Origin of the sequence: Lunatimonas salinarum (assembly GCF_017811155.1) — a bacterium.
Classification (GTDB): domain Bacteria; phylum Bacteroidota; class Bacteroidia; order Cytophagales; family Cyclobacteriaceae; genus Lunatimonas; species Lunatimonas salinarum.
Genome location: NZ_JACVCV010000004.1, coordinates 71,098 through 93,358, shown reverse-complemented (window position 1 = coordinate 93,358; position 22,261 = coordinate 71,098). Strand labels below are relative to the sequence as shown.

At 44.4% G+C, this 22,261-nt stretch carries 37 protein-coding genes; all 37 read left to right on the top strand.

Translation table 11 applies throughout. The features are described 5' to 3' along the window. The first annotated feature begins 38 nt into the window (after positions 1-38). Entirely contained in the window at positions 39-365 is a 327-nt protein-coding gene (locus IAQ59_RS06050) for a DUF3467 domain-containing protein (RefSeq protein WP_209329903.1), read from the top strand. A gap of 100 nt (positions 366-465) precedes the next feature. Further along, positions 466-876: a 30S ribosomal protein S12 gene (gene rpsL / locus IAQ59_RS06045; RefSeq protein ID WP_035806986.1), complete on the top strand. Its 411-nt coding sequence runs from the start codon at positions 466-468 to the stop codon at positions 874-876. 21 nt (positions 877-897) lie between these two features. Continuing rightward, positions 898-1,365: a 30S ribosomal protein S7 gene (rpsG, locus tag IAQ59_RS06040; RefSeq protein ID WP_209329902.1), complete on the top strand. Its 468-nt coding sequence runs from the start codon at positions 898-900 to the stop codon at positions 1,363-1,365. Between the two features lie 6 nt (positions 1,366-1,371). Beyond that, positions 1,372-3,489, top strand: coding sequence for an elongation factor G (gene fusA / locus IAQ59_RS06035; RefSeq protein ID WP_209329901.1), 2,118 nt, complete (start codon positions 1,372-1,374; stop codon positions 3,487-3,489). Between the two features lie 13 nt (positions 3,490-3,502). Then, a complete protein-coding gene (rpsJ, locus tag IAQ59_RS06030; protein ID WP_010856297.1) occupies positions 3,503-3,808 on the top strand; it encodes a 30S ribosomal protein S10 in 306 nt (101 codons plus the stop codon). A 239-nt stretch (positions 3,809-4,047) separates the two neighbouring features. Then, on the top strand, positions 4,048-4,680 hold the full coding sequence (gene rplC / locus IAQ59_RS06025) for a 50S ribosomal protein L3 (protein WP_209329900.1): 633 nt from the start codon (positions 4,048-4,050) through the stop codon (positions 4,678-4,680). A gap of 4 nt (positions 4,681-4,684) precedes the next feature. Continuing rightward, entirely contained in the window at positions 4,685-5,314 is a 630-nt protein-coding gene (gene rplD, locus IAQ59_RS06020) for a 50S ribosomal protein L4 (RefSeq protein ID WP_209329899.1), read from the top strand. Between the two features lies 1 nt (position 5,315). Beyond that, the gene (rplW, locus tag IAQ59_RS06015) at positions 5,316-5,606 is read left to right on the top strand and encodes a 50S ribosomal protein L23 (protein WP_209329898.1); all 291 of its coding nucleotides are present in this window, start codon (positions 5,316-5,318) and stop codon (positions 5,604-5,606) included. Positions 5,607-5,619: 13 nt separating this feature from the next. Beyond that, positions 5,620-6,444, top strand: a complete 825-nt coding sequence (gene rplB, locus IAQ59_RS06010; protein ID WP_209329897.1) for a 50S ribosomal protein L2 — start codon at positions 5,620-5,622, stop codon at positions 6,442-6,444. 2 nt (positions 6,445-6,446) lie between these two features. Beyond that, on the top strand, positions 6,447-6,725 hold the full coding sequence (rpsS, locus tag IAQ59_RS06005) for a 30S ribosomal protein S19 (protein WP_209329896.1): 279 nt from the start codon (positions 6,447-6,449) through the stop codon (positions 6,723-6,725). Positions 6,726-6,727: 2 nt separating this feature from the next. Beyond that, a complete protein-coding gene (gene rplV / locus IAQ59_RS06000) occupies positions 6,728-7,117 on the top strand; it encodes a 50S ribosomal protein L22 (RefSeq protein WP_209329895.1) in 390 nt (129 codons plus the stop codon). A 3-nt stretch (positions 7,118-7,120) separates the two neighbouring features. Then, positions 7,121-7,861, top strand: a complete 741-nt coding sequence (gene rpsC / locus IAQ59_RS05995; protein ID WP_209329894.1) for a 30S ribosomal protein S3 — start codon at positions 7,121-7,123, stop codon at positions 7,859-7,861. A 21-nt stretch (positions 7,862-7,882) separates the two neighbouring features. Further along, positions 7,883-8,302, top strand: coding sequence for a 50S ribosomal protein L16 (rplP, locus tag IAQ59_RS05990; RefSeq protein WP_209329893.1), 420 nt, complete (start codon positions 7,883-7,885; stop codon positions 8,300-8,302). 9 nt (positions 8,303-8,311) lie between these two features. Beyond that, positions 8,312-8,506: a 50S ribosomal protein L29 gene (gene rpmC / locus IAQ59_RS05985; RefSeq protein ID WP_209329892.1), complete on the top strand. Its 195-nt coding sequence runs from the start codon at positions 8,312-8,314 to the stop codon at positions 8,504-8,506. Positions 8,507-8,514: 8 nt separating this feature from the next. Continuing rightward, complete coding sequence (gene rpsQ, locus IAQ59_RS05980) at positions 8,515-8,778, top strand: 30S ribosomal protein S17 (protein WP_209329891.1); 264 nt, start codon at positions 8,515-8,517, stop codon at positions 8,776-8,778. Positions 8,779-8,780: 2 nt separating this feature from the next. Then, positions 8,781-9,149 (top strand): 50S ribosomal protein L14, encoded by a 369-nt coding sequence (gene rplN / locus IAQ59_RS05975; RefSeq protein ID WP_010856286.1) that lies wholly within the window; start codon positions 8,781-8,783, stop codon positions 9,147-9,149. Positions 9,150-9,151: 2 nt separating this feature from the next. Continuing rightward, positions 9,152-9,496 (top strand): 50S ribosomal protein L24, encoded by a 345-nt coding sequence (rplX, locus tag IAQ59_RS05970; RefSeq protein WP_209329890.1) that lies wholly within the window; start codon positions 9,152-9,154, stop codon positions 9,494-9,496. Then, on the top strand, positions 9,489-10,049 hold the full coding sequence (rplE, locus tag IAQ59_RS05965; protein WP_209329889.1) for a 50S ribosomal protein L5: 561 nt from the start codon (positions 9,489-9,491) through the stop codon (positions 10,047-10,049). The genes rplX and rplE overlap by 8 nt, the downstream gene beginning before the upstream one ends. Before the next feature lie 2 nt (positions 10,050-10,051). After that, positions 10,052-10,321: a 30S ribosomal protein S14 gene (rpsN, locus tag IAQ59_RS05960; RefSeq protein ID WP_010856283.1), complete on the top strand. Its 270-nt coding sequence runs from the start codon at positions 10,052-10,054 to the stop codon at positions 10,319-10,321. 84 nt (positions 10,322-10,405) lie between these two features. Continuing rightward, positions 10,406-10,801, top strand: coding sequence for a 30S ribosomal protein S8 (gene rpsH, locus IAQ59_RS05955; RefSeq protein ID WP_209329888.1), 396 nt, complete (start codon positions 10,406-10,408; stop codon positions 10,799-10,801). A 12-nt stretch (positions 10,802-10,813) separates the two neighbouring features. Then, positions 10,814-11,371, top strand: coding sequence for a 50S ribosomal protein L6 (rplF, locus tag IAQ59_RS05950; RefSeq protein ID WP_209329887.1), 558 nt, complete (start codon positions 10,814-10,816; stop codon positions 11,369-11,371). Between the two features lie 7 nt (positions 11,372-11,378). Beyond that, positions 11,379-11,729, top strand: coding sequence for a 50S ribosomal protein L18 (gene rplR, locus IAQ59_RS05945; protein ID WP_209329886.1), 351 nt, complete (start codon positions 11,379-11,381; stop codon positions 11,727-11,729). 8 nt (positions 11,730-11,737) lie between these two features. Then, positions 11,738-12,256, top strand: coding sequence for a 30S ribosomal protein S5 (gene rpsE, locus IAQ59_RS05940; RefSeq protein WP_209329885.1), 519 nt, complete (start codon positions 11,738-11,740; stop codon positions 12,254-12,256). A 4-nt stretch (positions 12,257-12,260) separates the two neighbouring features. Further along, on the top strand, positions 12,261-12,440 hold the full coding sequence (gene rpmD, locus IAQ59_RS05935; RefSeq protein WP_209329884.1) for a 50S ribosomal protein L30: 180 nt from the start codon (positions 12,261-12,263) through the stop codon (positions 12,438-12,440). Between the two features lie 61 nt (positions 12,441-12,501). Then, positions 12,502-12,948 (top strand): 50S ribosomal protein L15, encoded by a 447-nt coding sequence (gene rplO / locus IAQ59_RS05930; RefSeq protein WP_209329883.1) that lies wholly within the window; start codon positions 12,502-12,504, stop codon positions 12,946-12,948. Positions 12,949-12,951: 3 nt separating this feature from the next. After that, positions 12,952-14,268: a preprotein translocase subunit SecY gene (secY, locus tag IAQ59_RS05925; protein WP_209329882.1), complete on the top strand. Its 1,317-nt coding sequence runs from the start codon at positions 12,952-12,954 to the stop codon at positions 14,266-14,268. 1 nt (position 14,269) lies between these two features. Beyond that, the gene (gene map / locus IAQ59_RS05920; RefSeq protein ID WP_209329881.1) at positions 14,270-15,046 is read left to right on the top strand and encodes a type I methionyl aminopeptidase; all 777 of its coding nucleotides are present in this window, start codon (positions 14,270-14,272) and stop codon (positions 15,044-15,046) included. Continuing rightward, a complete protein-coding gene (gene infA, locus IAQ59_RS05915; RefSeq protein WP_209329880.1) occupies positions 15,039-15,257 on the top strand; it encodes a translation initiation factor IF-1 in 219 nt (72 codons plus the stop codon). The genes map and infA overlap by 8 nt, the downstream gene beginning before the upstream one ends. Positions 15,258-15,306: 49 nt before the next feature. Continuing rightward, on the top strand, positions 15,307-15,423 hold the full coding sequence (ykgO, locus tag IAQ59_RS05910; RefSeq protein ID WP_009053196.1) for a type B 50S ribosomal protein L36: 117 nt from the start codon (positions 15,307-15,309) through the stop codon (positions 15,421-15,423). A 5-nt stretch (positions 15,424-15,428) separates the two neighbouring features. Continuing rightward, positions 15,429-15,806: a 30S ribosomal protein S13 gene (gene rpsM, locus IAQ59_RS05905; RefSeq protein ID WP_209329879.1), complete on the top strand. Its 378-nt coding sequence runs from the start codon at positions 15,429-15,431 to the stop codon at positions 15,804-15,806. 15 nt (positions 15,807-15,821) lie between these two features. Continuing rightward, complete coding sequence (rpsK, locus tag IAQ59_RS05900; RefSeq protein WP_209329878.1) at positions 15,822-16,220, top strand: 30S ribosomal protein S11; 399 nt, start codon at positions 15,822-15,824, stop codon at positions 16,218-16,220. A gap of 18 nt (positions 16,221-16,238) precedes the next feature. Beyond that, a complete protein-coding gene (gene rpsD / locus IAQ59_RS05895) occupies positions 16,239-16,844 on the top strand; it encodes a 30S ribosomal protein S4 (protein ID WP_209329877.1) in 606 nt (201 codons plus the stop codon). Between the two features lie 33 nt (positions 16,845-16,877). Then, a complete protein-coding gene (locus tag IAQ59_RS05890) occupies positions 16,878-17,867 on the top strand; it encodes a DNA-directed RNA polymerase subunit alpha (RefSeq protein WP_209329876.1) in 990 nt (329 codons plus the stop codon). Positions 17,868-17,873: 6 nt separating this feature from the next. Further along, positions 17,874-18,425 carry a 50S ribosomal protein L17 gene (gene rplQ / locus IAQ59_RS05885; protein WP_209329875.1) on the top strand — a complete coding sequence of 184 codons (552 nt, stop codon included), beginning with the start codon at positions 17,874-17,876 and terminating at the stop codon, positions 18,423-18,425. Positions 18,426-18,559: 134 nt separating this feature from the next. Next, positions 18,560-19,651 (top strand): glutamine-hydrolyzing carbamoyl-phosphate synthase small subunit, encoded by a 1,092-nt coding sequence (gene carA, locus IAQ59_RS05880; protein WP_209329874.1) that lies wholly within the window; start codon positions 18,560-18,562, stop codon positions 19,649-19,651. A gap of 19 nt (positions 19,652-19,670) precedes the next feature. Then, positions 19,671-20,948 carry a phosphopyruvate hydratase gene (gene eno, locus IAQ59_RS05875; RefSeq protein ID WP_209329873.1) on the top strand — a complete coding sequence of 426 codons (1,278 nt, stop codon included), beginning with the start codon at positions 19,671-19,673 and terminating at the stop codon, positions 20,946-20,948. Positions 20,949-21,068: 120 nt separating this feature from the next. After that, entirely contained in the window at positions 21,069-22,190 is a 1,122-nt protein-coding gene (locus IAQ59_RS05870) for a 6-bladed beta-propeller (RefSeq protein ID WP_209329872.1), read from the top strand. The last annotated feature ends 71 nt before the right edge of the window (positions 22,191-22,261 follow it).

Genomic DNA, 22,261 nt, shown 5'->3' with positions numbered 1-22,261 from the left:
TAATTATGCAGGCCTTTTTTCATTAACTCTAAACGAATATGGCAGAGCAGGAAAAGGATAAGCCGATGGGGCAGCAGATCAATGTCGAGCTGAGCGATGAAATAGCCGAGGGGGTTTATAGTAATCTGGCGATGATTGCACACTCCCAATCGGAGTTTGTGGTAGATTTCATTCGTCTCATGCCTGGAGTACCGAAGGCGAAGGTCAAGTCCCGTATCATTATAACACCGGATCATGCCAAGCGATTGTTGGCCGCGCTCAAGGATAATATCGAAAAATACGAGAAGGCTTTTGGCAAGATCCAAAACGGACAGGGAGCACCGGAATTTCCGTTGAATTTTGGAGGTACCTTGGGCGAAGCGTGACGAAAATATAACTGCTTAATTTTGTTTGTTTTATTGATTTGTTTACCTTTGCAGTCCAAAAAATAAAAGTTCAAGAGCAGTAAATTAACTTTATCTATTAATGCCTACTATACAACAGTTAGTAAGAAAAGGTAGAAATACCCTTGAAACAAAGTCCAAATCCAGGGCTTTGGACGCTTGTCCGCAGCGTAGAGGGGTGTGTACCAGGGTGTACACCACTACCCCAAAGAAGCCTAACTCAGCGATGAGGAAAGTGGCTAGAGTGAGGTTGACCAATGGAAAAGAGGTGAACGCCTACATCCCAGGAGAAGGACACAACCTTCAGGAACACTCTATTGTGTTGATCCGAGGAGGCAGGGTGAAAGACCTTCCTGGAGTTCGGTACCATATTATCCGTGGCGCCTTGGACACAGCGGGTGTGAAGGACAGAAAGCAAGGTAGATCTAAGTATGGCGCTAAGCGTCCAAAGGCAGGTAAAGGAGCTCCGGCTGCACCGGCGAAAAAGAAATAATAGTTATAACGTATAGTTAAAATGAGAAAAGCAAAACCTAAAAAGAGGTATATTCTTCCTGATCCCAAGTTTCACGATACCTTGGTCACCAAGTTTGTAAACTGTCTGATGGTTGACGGAAAGAAAAGTATTGCCTATAAGATTTTCTACGATGCGATCGCAAAGGTAGAAGAGAAGGTAGGTGAGAATGGTCTTGAGGTTTGGAAAAAAGCACTTAACAATATCACTCCATCTGTAGAGGTGAAGAGTCGTAGGGTTGGTGGAGCTACTTTCCAGGTGCCGATGGAAGTTAGACCTGAGAGAAAGCAGTCACTTGGTATCAAGTGGATGATTACCTACGCCCGGAAGAGGGGTGAGAAGACTATGATGGATAGGCTGGCAGGTGAAGTTATTGCAGCAGCAAAAGGCGAAGGTGCTGCCGTTAAGAAAAAAGACGATACCCACCGTATGGCTGAAGCAAACAAAGCATTCTCGCACTTTAGATTTTAATAGATAATGGCAAGAGATTTAAGATTTACCAGAAACATTGGTATTGCCGCGCACATTGATGCCGGTAAGACGACCACTACTGAAAGGATCCTTTTTTATTCCGGCGTAAGCCATAAAATTGGAGAGGTTCACGACGGCGCGGCTACCATGGACTGGATGGCACAAGAGCAAGAGCGAGGTATAACAATCACTTCTGCTGCTACTACTGTTTTTTGGAACTACAGAGACAACAAATATCAAGTTAATATAATCGATACCCCAGGTCACGTGGACTTTACCGTAGAGGTAAATCGTTCATTGCGTATTTTGGACGGATTGGTATTCCTTTTTAGTGCCGTTGATGGCGTGGAACCACAGTCTGAGACCAACTGGAGGCTCGCTGACAACTATAAAGTAGCCCGAATCGGTTTCGTAAATAAAATGGACCGCGCTGGAGCTAACTTTTTGGAAGTGTGTAAGCAGGTGAAGGAAATGCTGGGTAGCTATGCTGTACCCTTGCAGCTTCCTATCGGTTCGGAAGATAAATTCCGAGGTGTGGTAGACTTGGTAAACAACCGAGCTATGATCTGGAATGAAGCGGATATGGGGATGACCTACGATGTGGTGCCCATTCCAGAAGACATGGAAGAGGAAGTTGCTGAATGGAGAGAGCACCTTTTAGAGGCAGTAGCCGATTATGACGACTCCTTGATGGAGAAATTTTTCGAAGATCCTGATTCTATCACAGAACAAGAGATCCTTTCCGCTCTTCGTAAAGCGGTGATCGACATGAAGATTGTTCCTATGGTTTGTGGTTCATCCTTCAAAAACAAGGGTGTACAGACTATGTTGGATTTGGTTATGGAGTTGTTGCCATCGCCGTTGGACAAGGACGATATCATTGGTCACGCCCCAGACTCTGAAGATGAAATCCGGATATCCCCCGATGAGAGCGAGCCGTTCACCGGATTGGCATTTAAGATTGCCACAGACCCTTTCGTGGGTAGACTTTGCTTTGTGAGAGCGTACTCCGGTAAATTGGAATCTGGTTCTTATGTATATAATACCCGTTCGGGTAACAAAGAGCGTATCTCTCGCGTGTTTCAGATGCACGCCAACAAGCAGAATCAGATCGATGCCTTGAGGGCAGGAGATATTGGAGCCGTTGTTGGTTTTAAAGACATCAAAACTGGTGATACCCTATGCGACGAAAAGCGTAAGGTAGTATTGGAATCTATGGTATTCCCTGAGCCGGTAATTGGTTATGCCATTGAGCCTAAGACACAGGCGGATGTAGACAAGTTAGGTATGGCCATCTCCAAATTGGTGGAAGAGGATCCAACCCTACAGGTAAATACCGACCACGAAACCGGTCAAACAATTCTTAGAGGTATGGGTGAACTCCATTTGGACATCATCATAGACCGACTGAGAAGGGAGTTTAAGGTGGAGATTAACCAAGGAGCACCTCAGGTCGCCTATAAAGAGGCGCTGTATGGATCGGTTGAGCACAAAGAGGTGTACAAGAAGCAAACCGGTGGTAAAGGTAAATTTGCCGATATCGTATTTGAACTTGGACCAAAAGAGGCAGATCTGGAATCTGGTGAAATAAAGCCAGGTTTAGATTTTGTAAATGGTATTGTCGGTGGTGTGATTCCTAGGGAATTCATACCTGCGATTCAGAAAGGTTTTGCTGAAGCGATGAAGAACGGTCCGTTGGCGGGTTATCCGATAGAATCGATGAAAGTTCGGTTGTTCCACGGTTCCTTCCACGATGTGGATTCGGATGCCCTATCATTCGAATTGGCTGCGAGGATCGGTTTCAAAGAGGCTGCCAAGAAATGTAAGCCCCAGCTTTTAGAGCCCATCATGTCTGTAGATGTGGTTACCCCAGATGAATATACTGGTCCAATCACTGGTGATTTAAACAGAAGGAGGGGCTTGATGAAAGGGATGGATACCAAAGGTTCCTCCACTGTGATTCGTGCAGCGGTTCCATTGTCTGAGCTCTTTGGATACGTTACTGACCTAAGAACGATCTCTTCCGGCAGAGCTACCGCTTCATTAACATTCTCCCACTATGAGCCTGTTCCTACGAACATCGCTGAAGGGGTTATTGCCAAGGTAAAAGGTGAGAAAGCCTAAATATTGACAGAACATGAATCAGAAAATTAGAATAAAACTAAAATCTTACGATCACAGCTTGGTGGATAAGTCATCAGAAAAGATTGTAAAAGCAGTGAAGTCAACAGGTGCAGTAGTAGTGGGTCCTATACCTCTTCCTACTAAGAAGGAGAAGTTTACCGTATTGCGATCTCCCCACGTGAATAAGAAATCACGTGAGCAGTTTCAGCTTTGTACGTACAAGCGGTTGGTGGATATTTACTCCAATAGTTCCAAGACTGTCGATGCATTGATGAAAATCGAGCTCCCGAGTGGGGTTGATGTTGAGATAAAAGTTTGACGAAAGCAATGATAAAGCCTGCGCCTTGGTGCAGGCTTTTTTATTTGTTGCATGTGATAAATGGATTTTTGGTTAGTACTCTCGCAAAAGGTTCCGAATAGCCTTATATTTTTACCTAATTAATTGAAAATATTAAAGTTGGGATTTGTAAGGTGAATTTTAATTGCTAACTTTGCAGTCCTTTAAAAAAGCACAGGTGTGTCCATACTTGTGTTTCTTGGTTTATTATCTAACAGAAGATGTCTGGAATAATAGGAAAAAAAGTTGGAATGACTAGCATTTTCAGTGCCGATGGGCGTAATGTCGCATGCACGCTAATAGAAGCTGGTCCTTGCGTAGTGACGCAAGTAAAAAATGTTGAATCAGACGGGTACAATGCTGTGCAATTGGCGTACGGGGAGCGTAAGGAGAAGAATACGCCCAAGCCGTTGGTTGGCCATTTTAAAAAGGCTGGCACTACGCCAAAGCACAAAGTTGTAGAGTTCAGGGACTTTAGGGTTGAGTTCGAAGGTCAGGTAGACCTGGGTAAGACCGTTAAGGCTTCGGAAGTTTTTGTAGAGGGTGACTTCGTGGATGCGATTGGCACCTCTAAAGGTAAGGGTTTTCAGGGTGTGGTAAAACGTCATGGATTTGGTGGCGTCGGTGGTCAGACCCACGGTCAGCATAACCGTCAGCGTCACCCTGGTTCTATTGGTGCATGTTCTTGGCCTTCAAGGGTTTTTAAGGGGATGCGCATGGCTGGAAGAACCGGAGGAGATCGGGTGAAGGTGATCAATTTAAAGGTATTGAAGATCTATCCCGAGCAGAATCTATTGTTAGTAAGCGGATCTGTTCCAGGACCGAAAAATTCTTACGTAATTCTAGAGAAGTAACAAGATGGAATTAGCAATATTAAAACAAAGCGGTGAAGAAACCGGCAGAACGGTTAATCTTTCCGAAGAGATATTTGGAATAGAGCCAAACGATCATGCGATCTATTTGGATGTGAAGCAATATCTGGCCAATAAACGGCAAGGCACGCACAAGTCAAAGGAGAGAAATGAAGTGGCTGGGTCTACCAAGAAGATTAAGAAGCAAAAAGGTACTGGAGGTGCTCGGGCTGGTTCGTTGAAATCGCCTGTATTCAGAGGTGGTGGAAGGGTGTTTGGTCCCAAACCCAGAGATTATTCTTTCAAGTTGAATAAGAAGTTAAAGCAATTGGCTAGAAAATCAGCCTTTACCTATAAAGCCAAAGATAACAGTGTGTTGGTGTTGGAGGATTTCAGTTTTGATGCTCCTAAGACCAAAGACTACATTCAGCTTTTGACCGGGTTATCGCTAGCAGATAAGAAGACTTTGTTGTTGATTCCAGAGGTGGACAAGAACGTAGTACTATCTAGCAGAAACCTGCCGAAGGCGAAGGTGATGGTGGTTAATGATGTCAATACCTATGAGCTGCTTAATGCCGATAGCTTGGTATTATGTGAGGGCGCTGTAAGTAAGTTAGAAACCCTATTATCGAAGTAAGATGAAGAATGTATTAAAGAAACCTTTGATTACTGAGAAGATCTCTGCGATGAATGATCGGGGAGTATATGGCTTTGTGGTCGAAAAGACGGCGAAGAAGCCTCAGATTAAAAAGGCAGTGGAAGATATGTATGGTGTGAAAGTAGTGGATGTGCGCACGATGCGTTACGCTGCTAAAAAGAAAACACGATATACCAAGGCCAAAATCGTATCAGGCTATACCAATGCCTTCAAGAAGGCCATCGTCCAGGTAGCGGACGGTGAGATTATTGATTTTTACGGAGAAATATAATTAAGGAAGAATCATGGCAGTTAAAAAACTTAAGCCGGTAACCCCCGGAACCAGATTCAGAGTAGCTCCTGCATTTGATGAAATTACAGCATCAAAGCCAGAGAAAAGTTTGTTGGCCCCGTTGAAAAAAAGCGGAGGTAGGAACAATTCCGGTAAGATGACTAATCGATATATAGGCGGAGGACACAAGAGGAGGCTTCGGGTGATTGACTTCAAGCGTACCAAAGACGGTGTTCCGGCTACTGTAAAGACAATCGAATACGATCCCAATCGTACGGCAAGGATTGCGTTGCTGTTCTATGCTGATGGGGCTAAGACCTATATCATTGCGCCAGAGGGACTACAAGTGGGCCAGGTAGTAATATCCGGGGAGCAGGTAGCACCTGAGGTAGGTAACTGTATGCTTATCAATAATATCCCATTAGGTACGATTGTGCATGCGATAGAATTGAAGCCCGGTAAGGGGGCTGCAATGGCTCGAAGCGCCGGAAGCTACGCACAAATTGTAGCCCGTGAGGGTAAGTATGTGACAGTTAAATTGCCTTCCGGTGAGATGAGAATGGTGTTGGGTACCTGTAGGGCTACGGTGGGAACTGTGTCTAACGGCGATCATATGAACGTAGTACTCGGTAAAGCTGGTAGAAACAGGTGGTTAGGCCGACGTCCAAGGACTAGAGGTGTGGCGATGAACCCAGTAGATCACCCAATGGGTGGTGGTGAAGGCCGCTCTTCTGGAGGTCATCCGCGTTCCAGGACAGGTTTGCTCGCCAAAGGCAAGAAGACCAGGTCACCCAAGAAGTATTCCAACAAACTTATCATCAGTAGAAGATCTAAATAACTATGGCACGTTCATTAAAAAAAGGTCCGTATATAGAGCACCATTTATTGCAGAAGGTGGATGCGATGAACGAATCCGGCAAAAAATCTGTAATCAAAACTTGGTCCAGAAGATCGATGATATCTCCGGACTTTGTAGGCCATACCTTTGCTGTGCATAACGGTAACAAGTTTATCCCGGTTTTTGTGACAGACAACATGGTGGGGCATAAGTTGGGAGAGTTTGCCCCAACGAGGAATTTCAGAGGCCACATTGCCAAAAAAGATAAAGGAAAGAGATAATCATGGAAGCAATAGCAAGATTAAACGATGTTCCTACCTCCACCAGAAAAATGCGTCTTGTGGCAGATCTTGTGCGAGGCAAGCGTGTGGGGCATGCATTAAGTATTCTGAGGTACACACCTAATCACGGTGCCATTAAATTGGAAAAACTTTTGTTGTCGGCAGTGGCTAACTGGCAGGCGAAAAATCCTGACGAAAAATTGGAAGACGCGGACTTGTACATCAAAACAATCATGGTGGACGGTGGCCGAATGCTGAAGCGTCTTAGGCCTGCCCCTCAGGGTAGAGCTCACAGAATACGAAAAAGATCAAATCATGTAACCCTGATCGTTGACTCAGTGAGCGATGGCGTTACCGCTGATGTTGTTGAATCAACCGAAAATGTAAACTAACATATGGGACAGAAAGTTAACCCGATTGGTTTAAGACTTGGTATCATAAAGGGCTGGGATTCAAACTGGTATGGTGGAAGGGATTTTGCCGACAAGCTTTATGAAGATCAAAAAATCAGAAACTATGTTTATGCGAGGATCCCTAAAGGTGGTATCTCGAAGGTGATCATTGAGCGAACGCTAAAGCGTATTACGCTTACTATACAGACAGCCCGTCCCGGAGTGGTTATCGGAAAAGGGGGGTCAGAAGTGGATAAATTGAAAGAGGAGCTTAAGAAGCTTACCAACAAAGACGTACAAATCAATATTTTTGAGATCAAACGTCCTGAACTCGACGCTAAGCTTGTAGGTGAGTCAATCGGTCAGCAGTTAGAAGCGAGGATTTCTTTTCGGAGAGCGATGAAGCAATCCATAGCAGCTACCATGCGCGTGGGGGCCGAAGGTATCAAGGTAAAGCTTTCAGGTCGACTTGGTGGAGCGGAAATGGCACGTTCAGAAATGTACAAAGAAGGACGTATTCCTCTTCATACGCTTCGAGCTGATGTGGATTATGCGATTTCTGAAGCGCAAACGGTATATGGTATTATCGGTATCAAAGTTTGGATTTTCAAAGGTGAAGTTTACGGAAAGAGAGATCTTTCTCCTAACGTGGTTGCATCCGGTGATAGCAAAGGCAACGCTGCGCCTGCCGGCAACAGGAGACGAAGAGAAGGTGGACCGAAACGAAGAAAGCGAAGCAATTAATTTCACCCTAATTGACGAATCATGTTACAGCCAAGAAGAACGAAATTTAGAAAAATGCACAAAGGCAGGGTCAAAGGTATCGCCCAAAGAGGGCATACATTGGCGTTTGGTAACTTTGGCATTAAGTCTTTGGAGCCGGGATGGATTACCTCCCGTCAGATAGAAGCGGCCCGTATTGCGATGACCCGGGCAATGAAGAGAGAAGGTCAGGTCTGGATTCGAATTTTTCCAGACAAGCCCATTACCAAAAAGCCTGCTGAGGTTCGTATGGGTAAGGGTAAGGGTGCTCCTGAGTATTGGGTGGCGGTGATTAAGCCTGGTACTATCCTTTTTGAAGCAACTGGAGTTAGTTTGGAAGTGGCCCAGGAGGCGTTGAGATTGGCTCAACAGAAACTTCCGGTCAGTACAAAATTTGTGGTACGTAGAGAATACGTAGGATAATATACAAAGATGAAAAATTCCGAAATAAACGCACTCACAGAGGGCGAACTGAACGAACGTATCGTAGCTGAGCAGGAGAATTTAACAAAGTTGAAGTTCGCTCATGCCATTTCTCCCATAGAGAATCCAAATAAGATCAGTCAGGCAAAAAAGTTGGTCGCGAGATTAAAGACCGCTTTGAGGGCAAAACAACTAGCTAAATAATGAATACGATGGCTACTACAGAAAGAAACCTGCGTAAAGAAAGAATAGGAAAGGTAGTTAGCAGCGCGATGGACAAGTCTATCACTGTTGCTGTAGAACGGAGGGTAAAGCATCCCATCTACGGTAAATTCGTTGCTAAGACTACCAAATTTATGGCTCATGACGAGAACAACGACTGTAACCCAGGCGATCTGGTGAAAATCAGCGAGACTCGTCCGCTGAGCAAAAACAAGCGTTGGAGATTAGTAGAAATTATTGAAAGGGCTAAGTAATCATGATACAACAAGAATCAAGATTGAGTGTTGCGGATAATTCAGGTGCCAAAGAGGTGCTTGTCATCCGCGTACTGGGTGGAACCGGCAGACGATATGCTTCCATCGGAGACAAAGTGGTCGTCACCGTGAAATCAGCTCTTTCATCCAGCAATATGAAAAAAGGTACCGTCTCCAAGGCGGTTATCGTAAGGACTAAAAAGGAAGTGAGAAGAAAAGACGGTTCATATATCCGGTTTGAGGATAATGCCGCAGTTCTCTTAAATAACAACGACGAGCCTAGAGGGACGCGTATTTTTGGGCCTGTAGCCCGAGAGTTACGTGAAAAGCAGTTTATGAAAATTGTGTCTCTAGCCCCAGAAGTACTGTAATCATGGAAAAGAAAGTGATAAAGCATCCCAAAATGCATATCAAAACCGGGGACACCGTTAAAGTTCTGTCCGGTGATGATAAAGGCAAGCAAGGCAAAGTGCTTTCGGTAGATATTGCGAAGAGAAGGGCCATCGTAGAAGGCCTTAACATTGTCACCAAGCACCGGAAGCCAACGGCTAACTCTCCACAAGGAGCAATTGACAAAATCGAGGCCCCCATTCATGCAAGTAATCTGATGTTGGTAGATCCTAAGACAGGAGAAGCTACGCGTACTGGTAGAATGCGCGGGGATAATGGTAAATTAGTAAGGTATTCAAAGAAAACTGGGGAGGTGATCAATGGCTAGACCTAGATTGAAGGAAAAGTTTGTTTCTGAGGTTTCCGCTGAATTGAAGGATAAATTCCAATACAAATCTGTGATGCAGGTACCTCGGCTGACCAAGATTGTTATCAACAAAGGTATTGGAGCGGCTGTTGCAGACAAAAAGTTGGTTGATCAAGGAGTAGAAGAGCTTACTATCATTGCTGGGCAACGTGCGGTGGCCACTAAGGCAAAGAATTCCATTTCCAACTTTAAATTGAGAGAGGGGATGCCGATAGGTGCCAAGGTAACGCTTCGAGGCGATCGAATGTATGAATTTCTCGATAGGTTGGTGAGCGTTGCGCTTCCGAGGGTAAGGGATTTCAAAGGTATTTCTGACAAAGGATTTGACGGACGCGGAAATTACACCCTTGGTGTTACCGAGCAAATCATATTTCCGGAGATCAGTATCGAGAAAGTGAATCGTATATCCGGGATGGATATTACTTTGGTAACATCTGCGGAGACAGATGAGGAGGCCTTTGCATTGCTAAAGGCAATGGGAATGCCGTTTGTAAATAAAAATAACCAAAACTGATCATGGCAAGAGAGTCGATAAAAGCTCGTGAACGAAAGAGAGAGCGTTTGGTAGCCAAGTATGCCAAAAAGAGGGCCGAACTTAAAGCAGCCGGTGACTACGAAGCGTTGGATAAACTTCCCAAGAATGCTTCTCCCGTTAGGCTTCATAACCGGTGTAAGCTAACTGGGCGTCCTAAAGGCTATATGAGAAAATTCGGTATCAACCGAGTGACCTTTAGGGAGATGGCTTCTGCGGGCAAGATACCTGGTATCACTAAATCGAGCTGGTAAAAATCAGACAAATGTTTTTATTCTGAGAATCATTGTGTAACTTTGCCCGCCCATTCAGGGCGTGCAGTTAGACTGTTTATAAATATGACTGATCCAATAGCTGATTATCTGACCAGATTGAGAAACGCAATTAAAGCGTCTCACCGGATTGTGGAGATCCCTGCTTCTAATATTAAGAAGGAGATCACCAAGGTTCTTTTTGACAAAGGATATATTCAGAACTACAAGTTTGACGATAATGGCCCCCAAGGCACCATCAAAATTGCGTTGAAATACAATCCTGCCACCAAAGAGAATGCCATCGTTAATCTTACGAGGGTAAGCAAGCCAGGCTTGCGTAAGTACGTGGGCAAGGAAACCCTTCCCCGTGTAATCAATGGTTTGGGAGTAGCCATCATTTCTACTTCCCGTGGAATCATGACTGACAAAGAGGCTCGGACCGAGGGAATCGGTGGTGAAGTACTTTGTTACGTATATTAATATCGGAATACGATGTCTAGAATAGGTAAAAAACCAATAAATATACCAGCGGGTGTTACTGTAGACGTGTCCAAATATAATGAGGTCACTGTTAAAGGTCCCAAAGGTACGCTGAAGCAGGAGATAAATCCTGATATTACCGTAACCGTCGAAGGAAATCAGGTGACGGTGTCACGCCCTACAGATTCTAAGCGCCATAAGTCACTGCACGGTCTTTACAGATCTTTGCTGAATAATATGGTGATCGGTGTGAGTGAAGGGTATAAGAAGGAACTGGAACTGGTAGGTGTGGGTTATAAGGCCACTAATCAGGGCCAAGTGCTTGAATTGGCACTTGGATACTCCCACAATATTTTTTTCGCTCTTCCTCAAGAGATCTCTCTAAAAACGGAGACACCCAAGGGAAAAAATCCGCTCATCACATTGGAGGGCATTGACAAGGAGTTGATCGGACAGATCGCGGCCAAAATTAAATCCTTCAGAAAGGTTGAGCCATTCAAAGGGAAAGGTGTACGCTTTGTCGGTGAGTTTGTAAGACGTAAGGCTGGTAAAACTTCTGCTAAAAAATAATTGAGACATGGCTTTTAATAAGAACGAACGTAGACGTAGAATTAAGAAGAGTATTCGGAGAAAGATCTCCGGTACCGATTCTAGGCCTCGCTTGGCGGTATTCAAGAGTAATACCGGTATATATGCTCAGATAATAAATGACCTGGTAGGGCATACACTTATGAGCGCATCTTCCAAGGAATTGGGTGCAAAGGCGAATGCCAACATTTCGGTGTCTAAAGAAGTGGGCAAAAAGCTGGCTGAGAAAGCATTGGCCGGTGGAGTGACAGAAGTTGTTTTTGATAGAAGTGGATACCTCTATCATGGAAATGTGAAAGCTTTGGCAGACGGTGCCAGAGAAGCTGGCCTTAAATTTTAATAGATATTATGTCCCAAATACGAAAAAAACCAATTAGGGCTACTGATACTGAGCTGAAAGAAAAAGTAGTAGCTATAAACCGAGTTGCCAAGGTGGTGAAAGGTGGTAGACGATTTTCCTTTTCAGCGATCGTGGTAGTAGGTGACGGAAACGGCATCGTTGGATATGGCTTGGGAAAGGCCAATGAGGTGACTGATGCTATTACAAAGGGCATAGAAGATGCAAAGAAAAACCTTATTCAGGTGCCGCTTTATAAAGGGACTGTGCCTCATGACCAATTAGGTAAATACGGTGGCGGTTTGGTGCTCATCAAACCGGCTGCACCTGGTACGGGAGTTCTTGCCGGTGGTGCCATGAGGGCGGTACTGGAAAGTGCAGGTTACACGGATATCCTTGCCAAATCAAAAGGTTCGTCAAACCCTCACAATGTGGTGAAGGCTACCATTGATGCGCTAGAAAATATGCGGGACGCCATTGCCGTTTCGCAGCAGAGGAGGGTTAAATTGTCCAAGGTTTTTAACGGTTAATACAATGGCGAAGGTAAGAGTAACACAAATTCGAAGCACGATCAAAAGACCGAAGGATCAAAAAGCAACTATCATTGCCTTGGGTTTGGGGAAGATCAACCGCACAGTTGAACTAGAAGGTACTCCTCAGATAATGGGGATGATCAATAAAGTGAGTCACCTTGTAAAAACTGAGCAAGTTTGATAGGCTGATCCTCTAGGTATAGAGTCCTTATTTAATGAGCTCTTTGTAAAACGAAAAGAACATGAAACTACATACATTAAGTCCGGCTGAAGGTTCTGTGAAAGACAGAAAGCGAATCGGTCGGGGAACAGGGTCAGGCAGAGGAGGCACCTCTACTAGAGGCCATAAAGGTGCGAAATCCCGGTCAGGTTACAAGCGAAAATTGGGTTTTGAAGGTGGTCAGATGCCCCTTCAACGTCGGGTTCCTAAGTTTGGATTTAAAAATATCAATCGGGTTGAATACAGACCTATCAATTTGGTAGATCTGCAAAAGCTTGCTGATAAATTGAATACAGACACCCTGTCGTTTGAAACCTTGGTTGAAAATGGCCTTGTGTCTAAGAAAGATGTTGTAAAAGTCCTAGGAACAGGCGAACTTACCAGCAAATTGCACGTGAGTGCGCACAAGTTCTCAGCGTCCGCCGAGGAGGCTATCCAAAAGATTGGCGGAACGGTCAATAAGCTTTAAACAATGAAAAAATTCATCACAACAGTTAAAAACATCTTTTCGATCGAAGATTTGAGGATTCGTATCCTGAATACCATTGGGTTTTTGGTGGTTTTTAGAATCGGTTCTTTTATCGTATTGCCAGGAGTAGACCCGAGTCTTCTCGGTGAATCTGCTGGAGGAATATTTGGATTGATAGATACGTTTTTGGGAGGTTCCTTTAGCAGGGCATCTATCTTTGGATTGGGCATCATGCCGTACATATCCGCTTCCATCGTATTGCAATTGTTAACTGTTGGTGTACCCTATTTTCAAAAGCTTCAGAAGGAAGGGGAGTCCGGCCGGAAGCGAATTAATCAAATTACCCGGGTTCTGACGATTTTGATCACCGTGGCGCAGGGTATAGGCTACATAACAGCAACTATTCCTAACGAAGCGATCATGATCAACAAAACCATGTTTATGTTTAGTTCGTTGGTCTTGCTTACTGCCGGTACGATGTTTTGTATGTGGCTGGGTGAAAAAATCACCGAAAAGGGTATTGGTAACGGTATATCGATGTTGATTATGATCGGTATTATTTCAGCGTTGCCAGGAGCTATCATTGCCGAGTCCATTTCAAAAGGTTCAGGCGGGATTCTGTTGCTTATCATAGAGGCGGTGGTGCTGTTTTTCGTGGTAGTTGGAACTGTTGCGCTTACTGAGGCGACTCGTAGGATTCCGGTGCAGTATGCAAAACAAGTCGTAGGCGGAAAAGTATATGGTGGTCAAAGGCAATATATCCCTATCAAGGTAAATGCCTCTGGTGTGATGCCTATTATCTTTGCGCAGTCATTGATGTTTTTACCTGCGTTGGTAGCGCAGATTTGGGCTGAGTCCAGTGACATTGCTGCTTATATCGGGACTACGTTCAGCGATTTTACGAGTTGGCAATACAACTTGGTCTTTGCTGTAATGATAATCTTGTTTACCTTCTTCTACACGGCAATCACTGTTAACCCGGAACAAATTGCAGAGGATATGAAACGAAATGGAGGGTTTATCCCGGGGATTAAACCGGGAGGTCCTACTGCTGATTTTATCGATAATATTATTTCGAGAATCACGCTTCCAGGTTCTATTCTTTTGTCGCTAGTGGCTATTATGCCAGCCTTTGCGATTATCGCAGGCGTAAGTGGTGAATTTGCCCAGTTTTACGGAGGTACATCTCTGCTTATCATGGTTGGTGTGATCCTTGACACATTGCGGCAAATAGAAAGCTACTTGCTTATGCGGCACTATGAAGGAATGATGAAAAGCGGTAACATGAAGAATGACCCTTCTAGTTATGCAGTAGCCTAGTATGATACGGTACAAGACCAGGGAAGAGGTTGAGTTGATCAAACAAAGTGCTCAGATTTTAGGAAAAGCACACGGAGAGGTTGCCAAATATGTAAAAGAAGGGGTAAAGACCTCTTTTCTAGATAAGATTGCTGAGGAATACATTCGAGACCATCAGGGAATCCCTTCCTTTAAGGGATACAATGGGTTTCCTGCTTCTCTTTGTATCTCTGTTAATGAAGTAGTCGTACATGGGTTTCCAAGTGGCTACGAATTGAAGGATGGTGATATAATCTCAATAGATTGTGGAGTCTTTTACCAAGGTTTTCATAGCGATTCTGCTTATACTTACCCTGTCGGTGAAGTTTCTCCTTCTATTTTAAATTTGCTGAATGTTACCAAAGAATCCCTGTATTTAGGGATAGAAAAGGCTGTTTATCACAACCGAATTGGGGACATAGGGCATGCTATTCAGAAATTCGTTGAGGCTAAGGGTCTGACGGTAGTCAGAGAGTTAGTAGGTCACGGTCTTGGTAGAAGCCTCCATGAGGCACCCGAAGTGCCAAATTATGGTAAGCGAGGCAGCGGTCAGGTTTTAAATGACGGGTTGGTGATTGCCATCGAGCCCATGGTGAATCTGGGGTCAAGGAATGTAGTTCAGGAAAGGGATGGTTGGACGATACGTACAGCAGACCGGAAAGCATCTGCACACTTTGAGCATACGGTAGCGATTTTCAAGGACAAAACAGAGGTTCTCACCACACATCAGTATATAGAAGAAAATTTTACATATGGCTAAACAGGCATCAATAGAGCAAGATGGTACCATTATCGAGGCGCTGTCCAATGCAATGTTTAAAGTTGAGTTGGAAAATGGGCATCAGTTGATTGCGCATATTTCCGGGAAGATGAGAATGAACTATATTAAAATTCTGCCAGGGGATAAGGTTAAGTTGGAGTTGTCTCCTTACGACCTGTCGAAAGGGAGGATTGTGTATCGTTATAAATAATCAGTAATTCGTCACGGAGTGCTTAGATTCTCCAAAATTTGATACAATCATGAAAGTAAAGGCGTCTATTAAGAAAAGAAGTGCTGATTGCAAAGTGATCCGTAGAAAAGGAAAACTGTATGTGATCAATAAAAAGAATCCCAAGTTTAAACAAAGACAAGGTTAATTACTATGGCTAGAATTGCAGGTGTTGATATACCAGACAACAAGCGGGGAGAAATCGGCCTAACCTATATTTTCGGTATAGGCAGGAGCTCTGCTAAGGCTATCCTTAACAAGGCAGGTATTTCATTGGATAAAAAAGCAGGTGAGTGGGATGACGATGAGTCTACCGCCATTAGGAACATCATCGCTGAAGAGTATAAGACAGAGGGTGTATTGAAATCCGAGGTTCAGCTCAGCATTAAGCGATTGATGGATATTGGATGTTATAGAGGTTTGAGACACCGTAAGGGTCTGCCCGTAAGAGGCCAAAAAACCAAGAACAATGCCAGAACCAGAAAGGGTAAGAGAAAAACTGTTGCCAACAAGAAGAAAGCAACTAAATAAATCTTGATTTAGATCATGGCTCAGAAAAGAAACGAAAAAGCGAAAGCTAAAAAGCGAGTTGTAAAGGTAGAAGCAGTGGGTCAAGCCCATATCAAAGCTTCTTTTAACAACATCATCATATCCATTACCAATAATTCAGGTCAGGTTATCTCTTGGGCATCTGCAGGTAAAATGGGATTTAGAGGTTCGAAAAAGAATACTCCCTACGCGGCGCAGATGGCAGCCCAAAACTGCGGTCAGGTAGCTTATGACCTAGGTTTGCGTAAGATCGAGGTGTTTGTGAAGGGTCCTGGTGCGGGGAGAGAGTCAGCTATTAGAACGTTACAAAATGTAGGACTCGACGTAACAACAATTACGGATGTGACTCCGCTGCCGCACAATGGCTGTCGCCCTCCAAAACGTAGAAGAGTATAATTTTAAAGTAGAGATAGCATGGCTAGATATAGAGGTCCAAAAGCGAAGATTGCCCGTAAGTTCGGTGAACCTATCGAAGGGCAAAGTAAAGTACTTCAAAAGAAAAACTATCCTCCTGGGCAACATGGCAGGGGAAGAAGGAAGAAGCAGTCTGAATACGCCATTCAGTTGATGGAAAAGCAAAAGGCAAAATACATCTACGGAATTCTGGAGCGGCAGTTTGCTAAGATGTTTGACATTGCTTCGAGAAAAAAAGGTGTGACGGGCGAGAACCTACTACAACTGTTGGAATCTAGGCTAGATAATACGGTTTACCGATTGGGTATCGCACCTACTCGAAGGGCCGCACGTCAGCTTGTTTCCCATAAGCATATATTGGTAAACGGTGAATTAGTAAACATTCCTTCTTTTACCTTGAAGCCCGGTGATATCGTTGGCGTTAGGGAACGTTCCAAGTCGTTGGAGGCGATCACGAACAGTCTGACAGGCAGACCGGCAAACAGGTTCCCTTGGTTGGAGTGGGAAGCGTCCTCTTTGAGTGGTAAGTTTGTTAGTATTCCTGTGAGGGAAGACATTCCCGAGAATATCAAAGAACAACTCATCGTTGAACTTTACTCTAAATAAAATTTAATTCCCGACCTTAAAAGAACTATCGATATGTCCATATTAGCATTTCAAATGCCGGAAAAAGTGGTGATGGAAAAAGCAGACGATTTTCATGGTCTGTTTACTTTCAAGCCGTTGGAAAAAGGTTACGGGGTTACTATTGGTAATGCATTGAGGAGAATCCTTCTTTCCTCCTTGGAGGGCTATGCAATAACGGCAGTGAAATTTCCTGGCGTAGTGCATGAGTTTTCCAGTATAGATGGAGTAGTAGAAGATGTTACTGATATTATCCTAAATCTTAAGCAAGTAAGATTTAAAAAGCTGCATGAATCCATAGATGGTAAAATCACCGTTGAAGTTAAAGGCAAAGACGTCTTTACCGCCGGAGATATTGCCAAATATACTTCATCTTTCGAAGTTTTGAATCCGGATCTTATTATCTGCCATTTGGATGAATCTAAAAGCTTGGAAATCGAACTAACGGTTGAAAAGGGAAGAGGATACCTACCCGCAGAAGAATCCAAACCGAAAGAGCAGGTATATGGTGTCATCCCAATTGACGCAATATTTACTCCCATCAAAAATGTAAAATACCGAGTGGAAAATACTCGGGTGGAGCAGAAGACTGACTACGAGCAATTGGTGATGGAAGTTAGTACTGATGGGTCTATCCACCCGGAAAAGGCCCTTCAGGAATCTGCAAAGATCCTCATACAACATTTCATGCTGTTCTCTGATCAAACCATGGTAATCGATGCACCGGGAAGTGGAGCGATAGAGCCCATTGATGAAGAGTATCTGCACATGAGGAAATTGCTGAAGACCTCACTGAGTGATTTGGACCTTTCTGTCAGAGCTTACAACTGCCTAAAAGCGGCCGATGTGAAAACATTAGGTGATTTGGCTAGACTGGAGATTTCAGATATGATGAAATTCCGAAACTTTGGTAAGAAGTCGTTGGCGGAGTTGGAGCAGTTGATCCAGGAAAAGGGCCTTACCTTTGGAATGGATTTGTCTAAGTATAAACTTGATGAAGAATAAAATAAAATGAGACACGGCAAGAAATTTAACCACCTTGGAAGGACTGCTTCGCACAGAAAAGCGATGCTTTCCAACATGGCTAGTTCGCTGTTCCTGCATAAGCGCATATCCACTACGCTGGCTAAAGCCAAGGAACTGAGAAAATATGTAGAGCCATTCATCACCAGGGCTAAGGAGGATACCACGCACAACAGGAGGGTCGTTTTTTCCTACCTTCAGAACAAGGATGCCATTAAGGAGCTTTTTGGCACCGTAGTGGATAAGGTTGGAAACCGACCTGGTGGATACACTCGAATTATTAAAACAGGATTTCGTATAGGTGATAATGCCGAGATGTGTATCATCGAATTGGTTGATTTTAACGAATTGATGTTACAGGATGCGAAGCCTGCCAAGAAGTCTTCTAGAAGAAGAAGCAGAAGAAGTGCCGGTAAAAGCGAGTCCGAAGCCAACACAGCAGCGCCTGTGGCGGAAGAAGCCGCTCCGGTTACTGATGCAGCTGAAGACAAAGCTCCTGAATCGGATGCTGATTCCACCGAGGAGAAAAAAGCGGAATAAGTTGGAGTATGTATAACTGCATGCATTTTCGAAAAAGGGATTGGGCTTAGGCTCAATCCCTTTTTTGTATCCTTTCACCATTTATTCGATCACTTACTGATAAAATCCTTAAATTTGTCCATTCAAATTTTATCATGACAAGAAAAAAAGCAACACTTCTTTTGGCAGACGGAATGGTCTTTCACGGTACACTTGTTGGAAAGGAAGGAACTAGTGGAGGAGAGATTTGTTTCAATACCGGTATGACCGGTTACCAAGAGATTTACACAGATCCATCCTACACCGGTCAAATCATTGTAAACACCACTCCGCATATTGGAAACTATGGGGTGGTGGATGAGGAAGCCGAATCAGCTAAACCACCGATTGCAGGTATTGTAGTCAATGACTTTTCAAATGTGTATAGCCGTCTCGATGCCAAGCAATCCTTACAAGAGTATCTTGAGGTAAATGGGGTCACTGGTATTGCAGATGTAGATACTCGGCTTTTGGTTAGACACATTCGATCCAAAGGGGCCATGAATGCGATTATTAGCTCTGAGATAACAAATATTGAGGATCTGAGGGCAGAATTAAAAAAGGTGCCCGATATGAATGGTCTTGAACTGTCCTCACAGGTTTCTACCAAGGAGCCTTTTTTCTTTGGGGATGAGCATGCAAAGGTGAAAGTAGCTTGTGTCGACTATGGTATAAAACGAAATATCCTTCGTTGTCTTGCAGAAAGAGGAGTCTATTGCAAGGTGTTTCCAGCTAAGACGACACTTCAAGAAATGGAAGCTTGGGAACCCGATGCTTACTTTCTATCCAACGGTCCAGGTGATCCGGCCGTGATGGATTATGCTGTGGATACAGCCAAAGATATTCTGGAATTAGGAAAGCCCTTATTTGGCATTTGTTTGGGGCATCAAATTTTGGCGAGAGCGTGTGGTGTATCTACCTACAAGATGCATCATGGACATCGTGGGCTAAACCATCCGATTAAAAACCTGCTTACTGGTAATAGTGAAATCACCTCACAGAACCATGGCTTTGTGGTCTCTAAAGAGGATATCGAAAAGAACCCGGATTTGGAAATAACCCACATCCACCTCAACGATGGAACAGTTGCAGGTATACGGTTGAAGGGAAGGCCTGCATTTTCGGTTCAATACCACCCGGAATCAAGTCCCGGGCCACATGACTCCCGGTACCTATTCGACCAGTTTATTGCTTTAACGAAACAGTAAAAAACAAACCTTTTATACTATGTCATTGATTCAAACTATTCACGCAAGACAAATTTTAGACTCAAGGGGTAACCCCACGGTAGAAGTAGATGTATTTACAGATTCAGGGGCATTTGGAAGGGCGGCCGTTCCAAGTGGTGCCTCCACCGGTGTGCACGAAGCGGTGGAACTGAGAGACGACGACAAGAGTGTTTACATGGGCAAAGGCGTTTTGAAAGCCGTTGCTAATGTAAACGATGTGATTGCCCCTGAACTGGTAGGCTTCGACGTATTTGAGCAGAACCACATTGATCAGCTGATGATCAGCCTTGATGGCACCAAAAACAAATCTAAGCTAGGGGCAAATGCAATTTTGGGAGTTTCCTTGGCAGTAGCAAAGGCCGCAGCCATGGAGGCTGGACAGCCTCTTTTCAGGTATGTCGGTGGCGTAAATGCGAATACCCTCCCTGTACCCATGATGAACATCCTTAACGGCGGTTCCCATGCAGATAATGCGATCGACTTCCAGGAGTTTATGGTCATGCCGGCAGGAGCTCAGAGTTTTTCTGAATCTTTGAGAATGGGCACTCAGATCTTCCATCACCTCAAGTCTGTATTGAAGGCCAAAGGGCTCTCTACCAACGTAGGGGATGAAGGGGGCTTTGCTCCAAACCTTCGATCTAATGTAGAGGCAGTTGAGGTAGTGCTGCAGGCCATTGAGAAGGCGGGGTTCCGTCCAGGTGAAGATGTATTCATCGCCATGGATGCGGCGTCTTCTGAGTTTTATGATGAAGAAAGAGGCTTGTATGTGTTTAAGAAATCTACCGGGGATGAACTGACTTCCCAGCAAATGGCCGATTACTGGAAGGATTGGGTAGCCAAGTATCCGATCAAGTCCATTGAAGATGGAATGCACGAGGACGATTGGAACGGATGGAAATTGATGACGGATTCGGTTGGAGATAAGATCCAAATAGTAGGTGATGACCTTTTTGTGACCAACGTAGAAAGATTGCAGACTGGTATCGAGAAACAAATTGCGAATGCGCTTTTGGTTAAAGTGAATCAGATCGGTTCATTGACAGAGACCATCAATGCAGTGGATTTGTGTCACCGAAATAAATACAAGTCGGTAATGTCTCACCGTTCCGGTGAAACAGAAGACGCTACCATCGCTGATTTGGCCGTAGCGTTGAATACTGGACAGATCAAAACCGGATCAGCCTCCCGATCTGACCGTATGGCCAAGTACAATCAGCTCTTGAGAATCGAGGAGCAGCTCGGCGAATCGGCGTATTTCCCAGGTCTGAAGTTTTAACATGCTAATAGGAGGTTACAAACCTTAAAAGCTCCGATTCGTCGGGGCTTTTTTTATGCATATTTTTAAATTATTAAAAAATTAGGTAAATTATTCGTCTAAATCTAATTCATTGGTTCTATGCGCTTTTTGTGTGTTTACCCTTGCGTGGCTATCTTGATGATCCTTTTGGCATCCTGTGAGTCCTCTCCGGATTCTTCCCCCTTTGACCCCATTGTGTTGATGGAGGTGGTCGAGGATTCGTTTTCATGGGAGATTAAGGAATTGATCCCCTTGGAAACCAGGTCAGATAACCTGATCAGCACCCAAGTAGAACTTAGGTTTTGGGACGATGGATACTTGATTTGGGAGAGTCAGCAACAGGGAGATGTTCATTATTTTTTGAGTGATGGGGCTTATGCAGGAAAATTATTGGAGGTTGGGGAAGGCCCCGATAAAGTGGCCCGAATATCCCATTTATTGCGCCCTACAAACGATCTGGAAATTCTAACCGGACAGGGTATGGATACCGAACTTATCCGGTTTCCCATGCCAAAGGGCACACCGGAATCCACCAAATTGAGTGTTTTGGGCTTTTCTGCGGAATGGAGTCCATCCGAGCGCTTAGCGGTGTATGCCGGGCATAATTTACCGGTCTCGGACCATCGACTTTATTTGTTGGATGAGGAGGGTGGTATAGTCGGCCGGTTTTTGGAGAACGATTATTCCAACGATATGATGCCGATCACAGGTGTTAACCTGTATTCGTTCCCTGATCGGTTGTTTTTCCACGATTCCTTTGACGATGTGATCTACGAGGTGGTGGGTGATAGCATTACTCCCCACGTATCCTTTGATTTTGGGCGCATGGCTGTCCCAGCCGAGTTTTGGGAGGAAGATTTGATGGAGGGATTTATGAAGCTAAATGAGCGGGGATTTGCCGATGTGTATAGGATGCACGACAGTGAATCGTACAGTCTATTTGAAATTTACGTTCAATCCATGCAAGGGGTAGAAAACCATCAGGTTTTGCTGGACAAGTCCAGCAACCGCTTAAAGAAGCAAGTTTTGCATCAGCACGATTCTGCGGTTTTTTACCAGCCAGTGGGATTTCGTTCGGATCGGGAGTTGGTTTTTTTGGTGGAAATGAAGACGCTGAAGTCGGGTGTGGGGCAAATGGAATTGGCTCCAGGGCTGCGGGACCAGCTAGAGGGGTGGGCAGACGACGACAATCCGGTATTGATCGTGGTGGCTTTGCGATAGGATGCCTCTCGTACTTGATTCTGCAAAATCAACTATTACTCCTTATAAATGAGTGTAAGATTAACCCTGCA